This is a genomic window from Clostridium sartagoforme (genome assembly GCF_004794105.1).
In the GTDB taxonomy this organism is placed as follows: domain Bacteria; phylum Bacillota; class Clostridia; order Clostridiales; family Clostridiaceae; genus Clostridium; species Clostridium sartagoforme_B.
This window is the reverse complement of sequence record NZ_SRYR01000001.1, coordinates 571322-586333: the sequence shown is the minus strand read 5'-3', so window position 1 is coordinate 586333 and position 15012 is coordinate 571322. Positions and strand designations below refer to the sequence as shown.

Sequence of the window (15012 nt, the reverse complement as noted above, 5' to 3'; positions counted from 1 at the left end):
TTTAATATTTATAAAAATATAATTCAATTATAAGCTATATGTATATTAGTTAGATATGATATAATGTCAATAATATGTAAAAATTTGGAGGATGACTGATGAAAGAATTAAATTTTTCTTCTTTTCTAATTAACCTATCCCTTATCTCTTCTATATTACTAACTTCTATTTGGAAATATATCCCTCTTCCAAAAGGATATTCTAATTTATCAGTATTCCAATATCCATTAACTTCTTCAATCATTATTTGTACCTCACCTAATGATAAAAAAAGCAAATTTATCTTTAATTCTTTCGTACTCTAATTTGAAACCTAGTATATTTATATAAAAATTTTTAGATTTTTCTATGTTCCTTACTGATAATTCAGGTATTAAACTATTAAATCTCATATTACTTATCCTCTTTAGATATCTTAATTTTTTTAAATTTTATCTCTGCAAATACAGGATAAAACCCTGATTTTAGTGCAACCTTTTGAGAAATTATATGTGATTCAACAGTCCCATAAAAAGGTACTTTATCTCTTTTTAGTATTTCATTTTTAACTGCTCTTACTATTGTACTTGCAATACCTTTTCCATTTGCCTCTTTCATTACATTAATCCCTATTTGCCACATTATATCTGAATCTTTACTAGCTCCAGCCATACCTAATATATTATCATTATCATCAACTGCAGCAACAGCTAGTACATCTGGATAATTTTTATTAAATGCAAAGGCTTCATCAAACCTATTATCACCTTTAAACTGTAGTATCTCATCCTCTTCAAACCACTTAAGCTTATAGTTTTCATTTACTAATTCGTTATTTTCTTTAGGTAAATAATAATGATGTGTATTATCTATTTCATATCCAAATTCATTTATTTTCTTATCTATTTTTCTTAAAACAGAATATAAAAACATCCATTCTCCTGGAATATTTAATAAATTTTCTTTGCACCATTCCTTTATAGATTTATCTGCAGATATTACTAATTTACCATTAAATATTAGTATTTTAATTATTTCTTTATCATCAGTATATTTTCTTGAACCTTTAACTTCTGCTATATCTGTAATTAAATTATCTTTATTATTAAAATCCTCAATACTACAATTATAGTCTTTAGCTAATTGATCTTTTACTTTATAAATTATATCTTCTTTCATATTAAAATTAATCCCCCAAATTAATATATATGTTTCAATTAATAATCTGCATCTATAGAATTATATCATTATAACTTTAAAATAATTCTTTAGTTAATTATCTAAATTGAAAGCATAGATTTTTTAATTTTTATATAAGTTGTTAATATAACTTTATACTTTAATGTTTAATACTAAATGTAAATTAATAAAATGTAGAATTTTTCTTACAACTTATATATTTAAAGCTATATATTTAAAGCTATATATTTATATTAACCCTTATTTAGAATCTAAACAATAAAAAAGAGCTAATTTCAAAACTAGCCCAATAAACCTTAAATTTCCCTATAACTTAGTTTTTACAAACCTTATTAGCATATTGATATTTCCTAAAATAGTTAGTGCATTTCTCCTTTAATACTAGTTTAATCTGGCAATTGATTTTTATATTGCTCATTACTTATTTTTTCAATCTCTTCAACATATGTATCATCATTATAATCATATTCGTATTCTGGAGAGTTTCTTACTTCATTAAATCTTCCAACAGACTGATAACTATCTTCTTCATCAAAGCCTATTTCATCTTTATCACCATATCTTGACTTATGTCCAAATGGATTCCCAATTACGCTTTCTTCCACTACTCTTTGATTAGAATTATAAGTTTTTATTGAACTAACAACATCCTGACAGTCAATGCAATTTAATGCATATGGTAAAAAATCTAATCTTTCTTTATCTATTTGCTTTCCACAAGTCTGACATTTGCCATAGCTTCCTTCATCTATGGCTTTTAATGCATCATCAATCTTATCTAATAAAGCTACTTCATTAGCTTCAAGTGCTATACCTTTTTCTACTTCAAAGGTTTCACTGGCTATATCAGCTGGATGATTATCATAAAAGGATAATTCACTTGCAACCTCCGAATTAAATTTAGTAACTCCATTATTATCTAGTTGCTCAATAAGATTAGTAACTTTCTTTTTTTCCTGATTAAGTTTATTTTTATAATATGTTAATTCTTCTTTATTCATATAAATCATCCTTTCAAAACAATACTTAATTATATTCTTCCTAAAAGATGATTTTTTAGTACATTAATTTAATATATTTAATGTATAAAAAAGGGTTAGCCTTTGCTAACCCTTCTATTTTACTTCTTAAATGTTATTTCCTTTTCTTCTTTCCTATTTCTATACCATATTTATCTTCAATATTTAAAGTTCTTGCACTATTAGTTGATATAATATTGCTTTTTTATTACTTTTTTATCACTTTTTCTTTCTTCACTTTTAAATAATTAAATTTATAATTAATATCACTAGTACTCAAATATTTTCTATCCTTTGAATATTAAAAATATCCTTCCAACATATTTGGAATACTATAATTTTAGTTGAATGCTCTTAAATAAGCCATATATTTATACACTTCATCTCCAGATCTTTCAAATTCTATTCTACAACTATTAGCAAGCTTAATTGTATGATCATTATCAGAAGCAATACTTTCACTTATGATTTCTTTAAAATCTGGTAAATCCTTAGGAATATAAATATCTAAGTCCTTAACCTCAGGACTATCTATTGTAATATATGCAGCTAAAACTGCTAACCAATAATTCTGTAATATATATTCTTTATCTTTAACTAAAGGTAACAAGACTTTAATAGACTCCTTAGAAGTAACCGCATGTAACATTGTAAAATCTTTAGTTTCTACAAACAATTTATTTATTATTTTATCTAATTGAGATAATAACTCTTCATTATTACCCTTTAATGTAAAAGCATTTTTCATAAATCCTTCTAATTTATATACTTTCCCAATTCTATCAGCTATAAGACCACCATTGTATTCTTCTCCCTTTACTGACTCTACAAGTTCTATAAGAGACTGTAGTGGTTTTTCTGTGTTTAAAGGTAAATCATCAAATTTATGCGGCAAATATTTTGAAGCAAAATAACTTAAGGACTTTACTACCTCTTCTTCATTATCACTTCTTACTGCATATGATAATCTAATTAATGGATGAAAAGCTCTTCCAGCCACTCCTTTAATTAACTTAGGTAAAAACTCTTCAAGCATTTCTTTATAATTACCTTCATTTAATTTCTTAGAAAAATATTTATAATATGAACCAAAGGAATTTTCAGCTCCTAAATATTTTTCAAAATTTTCATCATCAATATTATATACTTCAGTAAAATCTTCTTTAGCTATATTTATTCTCTTAATTGTTTTATCTAGATATTCTGCAATTTCATCAAAAGATACACCTAACTCATATAGTGAATAACTCACCATAGGTATATGACTTGATAAACCACCATTGTAATCACTAGAATAGTCCTTATATTTATCAAAAAACTCTTTAAACATAACCCCTCCTATTGAAAAATATTATCAATTATATTTTACTATATTGGTAATATTTATCAATAGATTTATAATTACTCTTTAATACCAAAGGCTATCCACCGCCCATCGATATCTTCTATAACAAATTCATTATTTTTATAATCTGTTATTTCCAATCTACGAATTATCTTCACTCCTTTTCTCTCAAACTCTTCCATTAAATCCTTTTGATTTTTCGTATAAAAATATGCATCATACCCATATCCATATAACTTATGATTAGGCCTAACTTCTTTAGATATACTTTGTGTCAAGATTATCTCCGTAGCATCTCGATATAAGCAAATATGTGGCTCTTTCACTCCAAGATATTGCACTTGCCTAAAACCTATCTTACTTTCGTAATAGTTAGCTGTTTTAACTATGTCATTTGAAGGAAAGATACAACTCATGGATTCTAACTTCATAATAACTTCTCCTTTAAAGTGTTCCTGTTATCAAATACTAATAATATTATACTTCCAATTAAATAACATAGAACATCTTTTATATCAAATGTACTTCCAAGAATAATTGAAAGTATTTTATTATTTTGTAACCCTATTAATTCTAGAATCTTAAAATATTGAATTATTTCAACAAATGTAGCAAAAACAAATAAATATATAGATAGAAACTTAATTGGCTTTTTAATAAAACTTCTTATAAAAGTGTACATTAAGATAATTACTAATATATCTCCAATATAAGGTCTAATAATTTTATCATCTATAAAAAGTGCAATTATAACTTCAATCATAAACAAAATAATAAATGATATTAAGTATTTATAATTTATTTTCATAAGCCCTCCTAATAAAATTTCAATATAATTTTCCATAATAACACAGCTAATTATATCAAATATAATAAGCAATTGGCTAATAACCCCTAATTTATTATATTATCCTTGTATTAATTTCAAACATATGCTATGGTAGATATTACGCGTAAAAACATACTTGGCCATCGAAAAGAGGTATTTATAATGAACTTTATGGATACTAAGGTATCTTCAAAATTGCATACTATAATAAAATCAGAAATACTACCATGTATATTGTTGTTAATGGCAACAATCTTATCTTTAATTATAGCAAACACACCCTTTAAAGATTTATACAATTATTTATTTAATGATATTAATATATTTTTTAATATGAATCTAAATACATTCATTAATGATTTCTTAATGGCTGTATTTTTTTTAGTTGTTGGTTGTGAAATAAAAAAAGAAATTGTTAGTGGAAGCTTATCACAAATAAAAAAAGCAGCCTTTCCTATTGTAGCTGCTCTTGGAGGAATTGTAGTTCCTGCAACAATCTATTTCTTATTAAATAGAAATAGTGAATTTTTAAGTGGTTTAGGAATACCTATTTCTACTGATATTGCATTTGCACTTGGTGCTTTTATGATATTTAAGAGCAAATTAAATGATTCATCAAAAATCTTCTTACTTACTGTAGCAATTGTTGATGATTTAATTGCAATCCTTATAATAGGGCTTTTTTATTCTAATGGAATATCATTTTTACCATTATTAATTGCTACAGGTATATTTGTGCTATTACTAACATTAAAGAGGGTTGATAAAACTCATAATCTAGTTCCATATTTTATTTTAGGATTATTTTTGTGGTTTTTCATATATATTAGTGGAATAAATCCAACAATTAGTGGTGTATTATTAGCAATTGCTTTGCCAATTAATAGCTCCACTATATCAAGGAAAAAAAGCGCCTTAGAAATAACTGAGTATGCACTTTCACCATATGCAAATTTAATAATATTACCTTTATTTGCATTATCCAATACAGCAATAACCTTTAGTGTAAATGAATTTCCAAAAGGCTCCCTTGCTGTAGCCCTAGGAATAATACTTGGCTTAGTTATTGGAAAACCATTAGGGATTATGTTATCCACATCAATAGGTACAAAATTAAACTTAATTGAAAAGCCAAAGGATATTTCTTGGGGTAACCTATATTCTGTAGGAATGCTTGCTGGTATTGGCTTCACTATGTCCATATTTGTCTCTGAAATTGCCTTTGCATCGAATTTACAAATGTTGAACTTAGCGAAAATCTCAATTTTACTCTCTGCAATGATTACATGTTTAATAGCTGCAATAGCCATTAACTACGATCTTAGCTTTTTTAGCATCCTAACCAAGGCAAAGAAATTAGTAAAAGTTTCTTAAATAAATTAGATAGATTATCTAAAAAAGAGTTAGCATTACACTAACTCTTTTTAGGATTAATTGTACTATTTTTTATCTAATCCGCACATCAATCTTCTTAATAATATCACTTCATATTCTCAAAAGTTCTACCTGATTAAATTGCCATTTATTTCAACTTCATATATAATATCTTTATTATTCCAGGAGGATTTATTTTTATGAAGCAACCAAAAAAGGTTATTATTATTATAGTTTTATTACTCTCTATAGCAACAACACTATATTTCTATATTCCTACTAGAATTACTCCTAAACAAAAGTTATCCCTAGATGATATAAAAATTAAAGTTCATCTACAGGTGACAACAGGCCCTCTATATTATTTAAAGTATGATAAAGATAAACTTTGGAACGCCATAAAAGATTCTTACCCGGATGCTAATCCAAAATATATAAAACTTACAGGTAACACCCCTAACTTTGCTGTAAATGATCCTGTTTCACTAGGAGACTTCTATGTATATGGACATGTTATTGGAACCTATAATGACCCTACTGAAGGTGAAATTCCACTGTTTAATGTGAAGTATTCTGATGCACGTCTTGAACCAATATTTAGAGACGATACATTTATAGGAAAATCCTCAACACTTACTTTTCTTATTTTACTTCTTCCTATTGTAACTTTAGTTTTATTAATACTATTTATCCCTATCCTTTTTAAAGAATATAAAAGTAAAAAGAGTTAGATTTTACGCTAACTCTTTTTGTTATAAAACTTCTATCCGATTTTAGTTGTCCAATCCTAACTGCAAATTCCATAACTTATCTTAAAGTTTTTGACTTACAAAATTATATATATACTAATTTGAATCTTAATTTAACTTTTTCTTATTTCGTAGCATTTCATATCATATGACATGCTAAGCCATCTCTTATCATAATATTGCACAATATGATGATATCTCGCTTTGACATCACTCTTTATTAGACATATACTAATAATACAAGTTGGCTAAGCCAATATGTAAACATAATATCGCGGGATGGAGCAGTTGGCAGCTCGTTGGGCTCATAACCCAAAGGTCGTAGGTTCAAGTCCTGCTCCCGCAACCAAAACCTTACTCTTACTGTAAGGTTTTTTTATTGTTTAAAAGCTTCCGAATTATTTGCTAACTCTATCTCAAAATTTTATTTAAATTATGTTAATTAAATGAAAGATAATAGAGCTAATTTACTTATCCTATGTTATCCTTTCATTTAGATCATTATGAAAGAAGGTACATATTAATGAATTATAAAACTTTTCAAAATAAATTTGATGTTAAAGAAAACATTGCTTATGCCACTGTTTTAAAGAAAGATGGAAGTGAATTAGTTTTCATAATAGATGCTGATGATGTTGAAAGAATAAAATCTATGGGAACTTGGTTTGCTGAATGGAATAAAGACTTGAATGCTTATACAATTCAAAATATAAGCAAATCAAAAGGAACTAAACCATTAAAACAAAGTCTTCAAACAGTTATTTTAAATACTAATCCAAAAGCTCCTATTAAACATATTAATGGAAATATGCTAGATAACAGAAAATCTAATTTAGAAATAGTACCAAGGGCTCAGAAAAATCAATATGAAAAAGTTGATGATAACACCATTGCTATCATCCTAACTAATAAATACGGCACTCCACATGCTAAGGCATTAATTTCTTCTGAAGATTTAAATACTGTTATAACTGACGAATTTAGCTGGGTTCAATATAAAAAGAATGGAGATATCATGGTTATTGCAAATACTCCACAGGGTAGAATTCATTTAGATAAACTTATAATGAATCCTACTGAATCTGAAACTGTACATCATATAAACTTAAATCCTCTGGATTGTAGACGTAGCAACCTCGAAAACAAAGTAATTGTATAAATATACTAAAGAAAGCCTAGTGATGAAACACTAAGCTTTTCTTATTTATCATTTAATATTAGCTTTATTTAAAAAACATTCTTAACCAAGTAACTAAGTCTATTAATCTCATTTGTTTGAAGTCTGCTTCATCTTTATAATCCTAAATCCAATAGTCTAAAACAAGCTATTATACTATTTTAGTTGTCCAATCCTCACAGTTCCATATTTCTGTTACAACATCTCTATAGAATTCTGGTTCGTGGGATACTAGTAATATAGAACCCTTGTATTCTTTTAAGGCTCTCTTTAATTCATCCTTAGCATCTACATCTAAGTGATTTGTAGGTTCGTCTAGGATTAATATATTAGTTTCTGTATTTAATATCTTACATAATCTAACCTTTGCAGCTTCTCCACCTGATAAAACCATTATTTTTGATTCTAGTTGCTTAGTAGTTAATCCGCACTTAGCTAGAGCAGCTCTTATCTCATATTGAGTTTTACTTGGGAACTCTTGCCACACTTCTTCAATACAAGTATTTGTATTTTTATCTCTATCTTCTTGTTCAAAGTAACCTATATGTTGGTAGTCTCCTAAATATACTTCTCCACTTAAAGGTTGTATTTTTCCAAGTAAGCTTTTTAATAATGTAGTTTTTCCAAGTCCATTAGCTCCAACTAAGGCTATTTTTTGTCCTCTTTCCATATAAAGATTTAGGGGCTTTGTAAGTGGTGAATCATATCCTATTACTAAATCCTTAGTTTCAAATATAGTCTTTCCTGAAGTTCTTGCTGGTTTAAAGTTAAACTCTGGTTTTGGTTTTTCCTTAGAAAGCTCAATAATCTCCATCTTGTCTAACTTCTTTTGTCTAGACTTTGCCATATTTGCTGTTGCTACATTAGCCTTATTTCTTGCAACGAAGTCTTCTAATCTAGCTATTTCCTTCTGTTGCTTTTCATAAGCTGCTTCTAATCTCTTTTTATTTTCTTCATATAATCTCTTAAATTCATAGTAATCACCAACATATCTAGTTAGTTTTCTTTCTTCAACATGATATATTAAATTAACTACTGAATTTAAAAATGGTATATCGTGAGATATTAATATAAATGCATTTTCGTAGTTTTGAAGATATCTCTTAAGCCATACTATATGCTCTTCATCTAAATAGTTAGTAGGCTCATCTAAAAGTAATATATCTGGATTTTGAAGTAATAACTTACCTAAAAGTATTTTAGTTCTTTGTCCACCTGATAAATCATCTACATCTCTATCTAGTCCTAAGTCTAAAAGACCTAGACCCTTAGCTACTTCTTCAACCTTTGCATCTATTATATAAAAACCGTTATGATCTAAAAGATCTTGAATTACAGCAGTTCTTTCAAGCATCTTTTCTAATTCTTCTGGAGTACAATCTCCCATTTTTTCATATAAAGAATTCATTTCAGCTTCTAAATCAAATAAATATTTAAAGGCATCTCTTAATGCATCTCTTATACTTTGTCCTTTTTCTAAAGCAGCATGTTGATCCATGTAGCCAACTCTAACATTGTTAGACCATAAAACCTTACCTTCATCTGGCATAAGCTTATTAGTTACTATATTCATAAATGTTGATTTTCCTTCACCATTAGCTCCAATTAAACCAACATGTTCTCCCTTTAATAATCTAAAGGATACATCTTCAAATATGGCTCTATCTCCAAAGCCATGGCTCATATCTTTAACTGTTAATACGCTCAACTTTTTCTCCTCCTGTAACTATCTATTTAAAATAATAATTTCCTTAGTTAAAACTTTTATTACATAAAAATAAGGCATGATTAATATCATACCTTAATTATTATAAACGATAATCTTAGAAAATAAATAGCTTTTTTAAACTATTTTAGTAATCATATTCCTTAGTATCTTCACATAATACAATTTTTAATGAGTTATCTTCTAAAAGCTTTTTATATGAACATAAGAAATCATTTAATTCAACATCAGTTAAATCTATTTTTCCTGCACTAGTTAAGATAACTTTGTTTTCATCTGTTAAAATATTTAAATTATTTTTTTCATTCTTAATAAAATAAGTATTTGTAGTTGAAACCTTAATTCTATCTTTATACTTTTCTTGAAAGCTCATATTCTTTCTTATTTTTTCAATATCTCCAGCACCAGGAATTACATTATTTAAACCTAATGACTTAATTTGTTCTTCAATAGCCGAAGCGTCAAAACCATATCTTTCCATAAGCTTAGTTTGCATTTTTAAAAACTTATCTTGAGATATATTGTTTTCTTCCATATACTCATTTACCTTTTTTGTGAAATCTGCCATATTCAATTTCCCAGAAGTCATGTCGTAATATAAGTTATACATATACGCTTCAAACTTATCTATATCTTTGTCATTTACTCTATTTTTTAATTCATTAAAATCAATAATTCTATCCATAATACTACCAACTCCATATCTTTAAATAGTTGTTATTAATATTATACTATTATTATTCTATATAATCTATTGACTTAATGTAATATTAATATTTTCTTATGGAATTATTTATTAATCTGCATAAACATTCATCCATACTTCTTCATATAACTTTAGCTTATCTTGTGGTAAGTATGTGTAAACTTCACATTTATCCATTATTTCCTTAGGCATATAAGCACCTTCATTATTTCTTACTTCTTCAGGTTGTTCTTCCATAGCAAGTTTATTTGGAGTAGTATATCCTATTTCTTCAGCAATCTTATAGGCATTATCTTTTCCACTTACAAAGTTTATAAACTTTTCAGCAGTTTCCTTATCCTTTGCATTAGCTGGAATAGCCCATGAATCTAGCCAATAATCAGCACCCTCTTTAGGTATAATGTATTCTAGATTATCATATTCATCAGCTAAATTTAAGCCTTCTCCAGACCAAATCATTGCAACTGCTGCTTCTCCATTTCTCATAATGTCCATAACATTATCAGCACCTTTAGTTAATATTAATTCCTTTTGCTTTAATAATGCACTTTCAATATCTTTTAATTCTTTTTCATCAGTAGTATTTAATGAATATCCTAAATACTTAGCAGCTGCTCCAATTGAATCTCTCATTGAGTCTAGAATAAATATTTGTTTTTTATACTTTTCATTCCAAAGTATATCCCAGCTATCAACTTCTTCATCTACTAAATCTTTATTATAAACTATACCTATAGTTCCATTCATATATGGAACTGTGTACTCATTATTTGGATCATAAGGTTGACCCATATCATTCTCACTCATTTCTTTTAAATTAGGTATATTATCTTTGTTAATCTTTTGAAGTAATCCCTCTTGAATCATTCTATCAGCCATATGATCAGCAACTAATACAGCATCCCAATCAGTTTTTCCTGAAGTTACTTCCATATACATAGTTTCCATTTCATCAAAAGTCTTATAATTAACTTTTACATCGTACTCTTCTTCAAACTCTTTAATAAGTCCCTCTGCAATATTTTCTCCATAGTTTAAAACATTTATAGTCTTCTTATCTGACTTGCTGCAGCCAGCAAATAAACTAACAGCTATAACTAAAGATCCAAGTATAGCAAAAAGCTTAGTTGATTTTTTCATTTATATCTTCCTTTCATGTGTAATTCTTATTATGCAATAATAATTATAAATTGTATTTAATTTATTGCAAGTAAAATATCCCCATATCATTATATATTTAAATACAGATTTATACAAAATAATTCCCCTAAATTATTTATAGTCTATAAAATCAAATTTAATAACAATTATAATAAAAAACTCTCTTTTTAAACAATTAAAAAGAGACTGTATAAACAGCCTCTTCTTAAACCTCAACTAACTTAATAGTTATCCCTTTTAAATTCTCTAATTCTTCTTTTAACTTATTAATTTCTTCTTTTTCATCATTCATTAAATTTAGTACTATTAATCCTGAGTTCGAACAAGAAGTTTTAGTAGCTTCATGTAACCCTAATCTAGTATGTATTATACATCCGTATTTTGTTAGTATTTCTTGTACTGTCGGTGCTGTTGAAACCCTTGGTTCTAATTTAATAATCATAATTGTGAACATAAACATTCCTCCGTAACCCTTTTCATACTTTATTATAATATACATCTTTTTTATTTTTAAATCAATATTTTATATTTTTGTTGTATTAAGAACATTTGTTCTATATAATATGATTAATATATAAAGAAGGTGATAATATGGATATAAAAGAAAAGCTTAATATTCTTTCAGCAGCTGCTAAATATGATGTTTCCTGCTCTTCTTCTTCCTCTAAAAGAAAAGCTGTAAAAGGTGGCCTTGGTAATGCAGCAAATAGTGGTATTTGCCATAGCTTTACTGCAGATGGAAGGTGTATTTCTCTTTTGAAAATTCTTCTAACTAATTATTGCATATATAATTGTAAGTATTGCGTTAATGCTTCTAGTAAAGATGTAAAAAGAGCAGCCTTTACTCCAGAGGAAGTAGTTTCATTAACTATAAATTTTTATAGGAGAAATTATATTGAAGGTTTATTTTTAAGCTCAGCTATATTTAAAAATCCAAATTACACTATGGAATTATTATTAAAGGTGGTTAAAAAGTTAAGGCTAGAAGAAAACTTTCATGGTTATATACATCTTAAGGCTATTCCAGGTGCTGATGAAAGTTTAATTAAGGAAGCTGGTAAGTATGTAGATAGAATGAGTGTAAATATTGAACTTCCATCAGCTTCAAGTTTAAAACTTCTAGCTCCTCAAAAAACTAAAGAAAATATATTAGCCCCTATGGGAATTATAAAAAACTCAATAATTGAACATAAAGATTTAAAAAGAAATATAAAGTCAGCCCCTCTTTTTGTTCCTGGTGGCCAAAGTACCCAACTAATAGTAGGTGCTACTCCTGAAAGTGATTTTAAAATCTTAAACCTTTCAGAGAACCTTTATAATAAATATAACTTAAAAAGAGTATATTACTCTGCTTATGTACCAGTAGTTAAAAATGAAAAAGTTCTTCCTGATATTACCCATCCCCCTTTAGTTAGAGAACATCGACTTTATCAAGCTGACTGGCTTTTAAGATTTTATGGTTTTAAGGCTAAAGAATTATTAAAAAGTGAAGAGGATAACTTTGACTTAGATTTTGATCCTAAAACCTCTTGGGCGCTAAATAATATAAATAACTTTCCTATGGAAGTAAATAAAGCATCCTATGAAGAATTACTTAGAATACCTGGCATTGGAGTTCGTTCAGCAAGAAAAATAATGATGGCAAGAAGAGTTCATTCTCTTTCCTTTGAAGATTTAAAGAAAATAGGTGTTGTTTTAAAAAGAGCAAAATATTTTTTAACTTGTAAGGGAAAGTACTTTGGTGATGTAGCCTTTGATGATGAAAAAATTAAAAACAGACTACTTTATATGGATAAACCTAAATTAGATAATGACACCTCAATGCAACTATCATTCTTTGATACAAACTATACTGCTAGTAAAAATAATATATTTTTGCCAGAAAGTAATAGTAATCTACTTATTCCTAATGCCAAAAACATTATTTTACCTAATGATAAATTCACTTCTATTACAGGTGAAATATAAGGGGGATATTATAATGATAAAATTAATTTTTGATGATACTTTTGAAGGATTTTTAACTGCTATTTATGATGCATTTTATTCTAAGGAAGAAGTTGCTTATATAGGTCTTGAAGATGATCTTGATGTAGATATGCTTACTAAGAAAATCCATGTGAAAACTGATCCAATTAAATATACAAAGGTCAAGGATGCCATAGTATGTAAAATAGATCCCCTTGCCCTAAATAAAATTTATCATTTGTTTTTATCTAACTATATTAATAAAGGCTTAATTTGTTATAAATACTTAAAATTAGGATTTAAATATGGATCTAATATACATAAACATCTATATTTAAATGAAGTAAAAGAAGTAGATTTAATAAACAGGAAAGTTCTTGGAGAAGTTCATATATTTACTGGCTTTGTGCGATTTTCAATAATAAATGATAAGTTTTTATACTCTTCCATAGAGCCTGATCATAATATATTAGAATTACTTTCACCACATTTCGCAGATAGATTTAATAATGAGTATTGGATTATTCATGATATTAAAAGAAATATAGCATCTATATACAATAAAGTTTCCTGGGAAATAGCAGAAATGAATGATGAAATATATTCTTACTTAAAAAATCATAATGATGAATTTGAAGACTTATGGAGAAGCTATTTTAAATCAGCTACTATTAAAGAACGTTTAAATCCAAAACTCCAAAGAAAATCTATACCAAAACGATATTGGAACAACTTAACAGAAATGCAATAATACTTTTAAAATGCGAATAAAATTGCAAAGATAAATTGACGGCTCATAAGACAAATGGCTACAAAAATAAGTTCTAAGGTTCGTAAAAACTACTAAGCCAAGAGTTTTGGTAAAACTCGTATACGCTCAGACAAACCAACAAATCTAAGGCCTAGCAGCTTTTACTTCACCAAGAACTTATAATTTTTCGCCATATGCTTACTTCACCGTCAATTTATCTTTGCTAGTAATTCAGCATTTAAAATATTTTAGGCGATTACACTAATTTTTATTGAAATTCAGCTCGTCTGAATTTCTTCCTTTAGTTGGCCTACATCCCCAAGTTTAAATTATTCAATAAGTTTTTAACATTAATGATATGTATTAAATTGGAGATTTTATTATAATGAGAAACTACAATTCTTATTTAAGATATCTAAGATGGCGTTAAGAATTTTTATTGTTTGAGCAAAGCGAGTTATAAAAATTTAGCCAGCTTAGATAACTTAAATTTAGAATTGTATTCGAAATTATTTAAAAATCGGAAAGTTAATACATATCATTATGTTTTATTCGCATTTTAAAATTATACAGTAGCTATTGCTTCAATTTCTATTAGGCAATCTTTTGGTAATCTTGCTACTTCAACGCAACTTCTTGCTGGTTTATTATCTGAAAAATATTCTCCATATACTTCATTAACTGCTGCAAAGTCATTCATATCTTTAATAAATACTACTACTTTCACAACTTTATCTAGGCTACTTCCTGCTTCTTCTAAAATAGCCTTAACATTTTCTAATGATTGTTTAGTTGCTGCCTTTATTTCTGTAACTATTTCTCCTGTTTCAGGATTAACTGGAATTTGTCCAGAAGTAAATATCATATCCCCTACCTTAATACCTTGTGAATACGGCCCTATTGCTGAAGGTGCATTTTTAGTTGAAACTATTACTTTATCCATTTCTCCACTTCCTTTAATTAATAATTTATAACTTAACTATATATTTCTTTTGCTAAAAATTCAATAATTAATAATTTTCCCTACA

General features: G+C 27.2%; 16 protein-coding genes and 1 tRNA gene. 6 read left to right on the top strand and 11 right to left on the bottom strand.

Annotation, left to right across the window (positions count from 1 at the left end):
- Positions 1 to 49 precede the first annotated feature (49 nt).
- From E5347_RS17040 to E5347_RS02525, 6 genes are all read right to left on the bottom strand, one after another.
- The gene (locus tag E5347_RS17040) at positions 50 to 244 is read right to left on the bottom strand and encodes a hypothetical protein (protein WP_243109706.1); all 195 of its coding nucleotides are present in this window, start codon (positions 242 to 244) and stop codon (positions 50 to 52) included.
- A 149-nt stretch (positions 245 to 393) separates the two neighbouring features.
- On the bottom strand, positions 394 to 1158 hold the full coding sequence (locus tag E5347_RS02545) for a GNAT family N-acetyltransferase (protein ID WP_136004311.1): 765 nt from the start codon (positions 1156 to 1158) through the stop codon (positions 394 to 396).
- A 407-nt stretch (positions 1159 to 1565) separates the two neighbouring features.
- Positions 1566 to 2180, bottom strand: a complete 615-nt coding sequence (locus E5347_RS02540; protein WP_136004309.1) for a TraR/DksA C4-type zinc finger protein — start codon at positions 2178 to 2180, stop codon at positions 1566 to 1568.
- Between the two features lie 358 nt (positions 2181 to 2538).
- Entirely contained in the window at positions 2539 to 3528 is a 990-nt protein-coding gene (locus E5347_RS02535; protein ID WP_136004307.1) for a questin oxidase family protein, read from the bottom strand.
- A gap of 71 nt (positions 3529 to 3599) precedes the next feature.
- Positions 3600 to 3974, bottom strand: a complete 375-nt coding sequence (locus E5347_RS02530; protein ID WP_136004305.1) for a VOC family protein — start codon at positions 3972 to 3974, stop codon at positions 3600 to 3602.
- Positions 3971 to 4351 (bottom strand): DUF2809 domain-containing protein, encoded by a 381-nt coding sequence (locus E5347_RS02525; RefSeq protein WP_136004303.1) that lies wholly within the window; start codon positions 4349 to 4351, stop codon positions 3971 to 3973. The genes E5347_RS02530 and E5347_RS02525 overlap by 4 nt, the downstream gene beginning before the upstream one ends.
- A gap of 183 nt (positions 4352 to 4534) precedes the next feature.
- Here E5347_RS02525 and nhaA point away from each other — a divergent pair, with 183 nt between their 5' ends.
- The 4 genes from nhaA (at position 4535) to E5347_RS02505 (ending at position 7654) form a co-directional block, all read left to right on the top strand.
- Complete coding sequence (nhaA, locus tag E5347_RS02520) at positions 4535 to 5746, top strand: Na+/H+ antiporter NhaA (protein WP_136004301.1); 1212 nt, start codon at positions 4535 to 4537, stop codon at positions 5744 to 5746.
- A 200-nt stretch (positions 5747 to 5946) separates the two neighbouring features.
- Positions 5947 to 6477 (top strand): hypothetical protein, encoded by a 531-nt coding sequence (locus E5347_RS02515; protein ID WP_136004298.1) that lies wholly within the window; start codon positions 5947 to 5949, stop codon positions 6475 to 6477.
- A gap of 291 nt (positions 6478 to 6768) precedes the next feature.
- A tRNA-Met gene (locus E5347_RS02510) sits at positions 6769 to 6844 on the top strand.
- Positions 6845 to 7018: 174 nt separating this feature from the next.
- Positions 7019 to 7654, top strand: coding sequence for a hypothetical protein (locus E5347_RS02505; RefSeq protein ID WP_136004296.1), 636 nt, complete (start codon positions 7019 to 7021; stop codon positions 7652 to 7654).
- 169 nt (positions 7655 to 7823) lie between these two features.
- On the opposite strand, the gene E5347_RS02500 is transcribed toward E5347_RS02505, so the two are convergent.
- The 4 genes from E5347_RS02500 to E5347_RS02485 form a co-directional block, all read right to left on the bottom strand.
- Entirely contained in the window at positions 7824 to 9380 is a 1557-nt protein-coding gene (locus tag E5347_RS02500; RefSeq protein ID WP_136004294.1) for an ABC-F family ATP-binding cassette domain-containing protein, read from the bottom strand.
- Positions 9381 to 9525: 145 nt separating this feature from the next.
- Positions 9526 to 10086: a DUF3867 domain-containing protein gene (locus tag E5347_RS02495; protein WP_136004292.1), complete on the bottom strand. Its 561-nt coding sequence runs from the start codon at positions 10084 to 10086 to the stop codon at positions 9526 to 9528.
- Between the two features lie 108 nt (positions 10087 to 10194).
- The gene (locus tag E5347_RS02490) at positions 10195 to 11244 is read right to left on the bottom strand and encodes an ABC transporter substrate-binding protein (RefSeq protein ID WP_136004290.1); all 1050 of its coding nucleotides are present in this window, start codon (positions 11242 to 11244) and stop codon (positions 10195 to 10197) included.
- A 226-nt stretch (positions 11245 to 11470) separates the two neighbouring features.
- On the bottom strand, positions 11471 to 11719 hold the full coding sequence (locus tag E5347_RS02485) for a hypothetical protein (protein WP_136004288.1): 249 nt from the start codon (positions 11717 to 11719) through the stop codon (positions 11471 to 11473).
- 137 nt (positions 11720 to 11856) lie between these two features.
- Here E5347_RS02485 and E5347_RS02480 point away from each other — a divergent pair, with 137 nt between their 5' ends.
- Together E5347_RS02480 and E5347_RS02475 are read left to right on the top strand one after the other, a co-directional pair.
- The gene (locus E5347_RS02480; RefSeq protein ID WP_136004286.1) at positions 11857 to 13233 is read left to right on the top strand and encodes a putative DNA modification/repair radical SAM protein; all 1377 of its coding nucleotides are present in this window, start codon (positions 11857 to 11859) and stop codon (positions 13231 to 13233) included.
- Positions 13234 to 13246: 13 nt separating this feature from the next.
- Complete coding sequence (locus tag E5347_RS02475) at positions 13247 to 13984, top strand: TIGR03915 family putative DNA repair protein (protein ID WP_136004284.1); 738 nt, start codon at positions 13247 to 13249, stop codon at positions 13982 to 13984.
- 565 nt (positions 13985 to 14549) lie between these two features.
- Here E5347_RS02475 and E5347_RS02470 read toward each other — a convergent pair.
- Positions 14550 to 14927, bottom strand: a complete 378-nt coding sequence (locus E5347_RS02470; RefSeq protein ID WP_136004282.1) for a RidA family protein — start codon at positions 14925 to 14927, stop codon at positions 14550 to 14552.
- Between the last annotated feature and the right edge of the window lie 85 nt (positions 14928 to 15012).

Bases quoted from the DNA above. Each gene is read 5' to 3' on its own strand.
- E5347_RS02485 (WP_136004288.1), bottom strand. From the start codon at position 11,719: ATGTTCACAATTATGATTATTAAATTAGAACCAAGGGTTTCAACAGCA.
- E5347_RS02490 (WP_136004290.1), bottom strand. From the start codon at position 11,244: ATGAAAAAATCAACTAAGCTTTTTGCTATACTTGGATCTTTAGTTATA.
- E5347_RS02525 (WP_136004303.1), bottom strand. From the start codon at position 4,351: ATGAAAATAAATTATAAATACTTAATATCATTTATTATTTTGTTTATG.
- E5347_RS02475 (WP_136004284.1), top strand. From the start codon at position 13,247: ATGATAAAATTAATTTTTGATGATACTTTTGAAGGATTTTTAACTGCT.
- E5347_RS02545 (WP_136004311.1), bottom strand. From the start codon at position 1,158: ATGAAAGAAGATATAATTTATAAAGTAAAAGATCAATTAGCTAAAGAC.
- E5347_RS02470 (WP_136004282.1), bottom strand. From the start codon at position 14,927: ATGGATAAAGTAATAGTTTCAACTAAAAATGCACCTTCAGCAATAGGG.
- E5347_RS02540 (WP_136004309.1), bottom strand. From the start codon at position 2,180: ATGAATAAAGAAGAATTAACATATTATAAAAATAAACTTAATCAGGAA.
- E5347_RS02535 (WP_136004307.1), bottom strand. From the start codon at position 3,528: ATGTTTAAAGAGTTTTTTGATAAATATAAGGACTATTCTAGTGATTAC.
- nhaA (WP_136004301.1), top strand. From the start codon at position 4,535: ATGAACTTTATGGATACTAAGGTATCTTCAAAATTGCATACTATAATA.
- E5347_RS02505 (WP_136004296.1), top strand. From the start codon at position 7,019: ATGAATTATAAAACTTTTCAAAATAAATTTGATGTTAAAGAAAACATT.
- E5347_RS02480 (WP_136004286.1), top strand. From the start codon at position 11,857: ATGGATATAAAAGAAAAGCTTAATATTCTTTCAGCAGCTGCTAAATAT.
- E5347_RS02530 (WP_136004305.1), bottom strand. From the start codon at position 3,974: ATGAAGTTAGAATCCATGAGTTGTATCTTTCCTTCAAATGACATAGTT.
- E5347_RS02515 (WP_136004298.1), top strand. From the start codon at position 5,947: ATGAAGCAACCAAAAAAGGTTATTATTATTATAGTTTTATTACTCTCT.
- E5347_RS17040 (WP_243109706.1), bottom strand. From the start codon at position 244: ATGATTGAAGAAGTTAATGGATATTGGAATACTGATAAATTAGAATAT.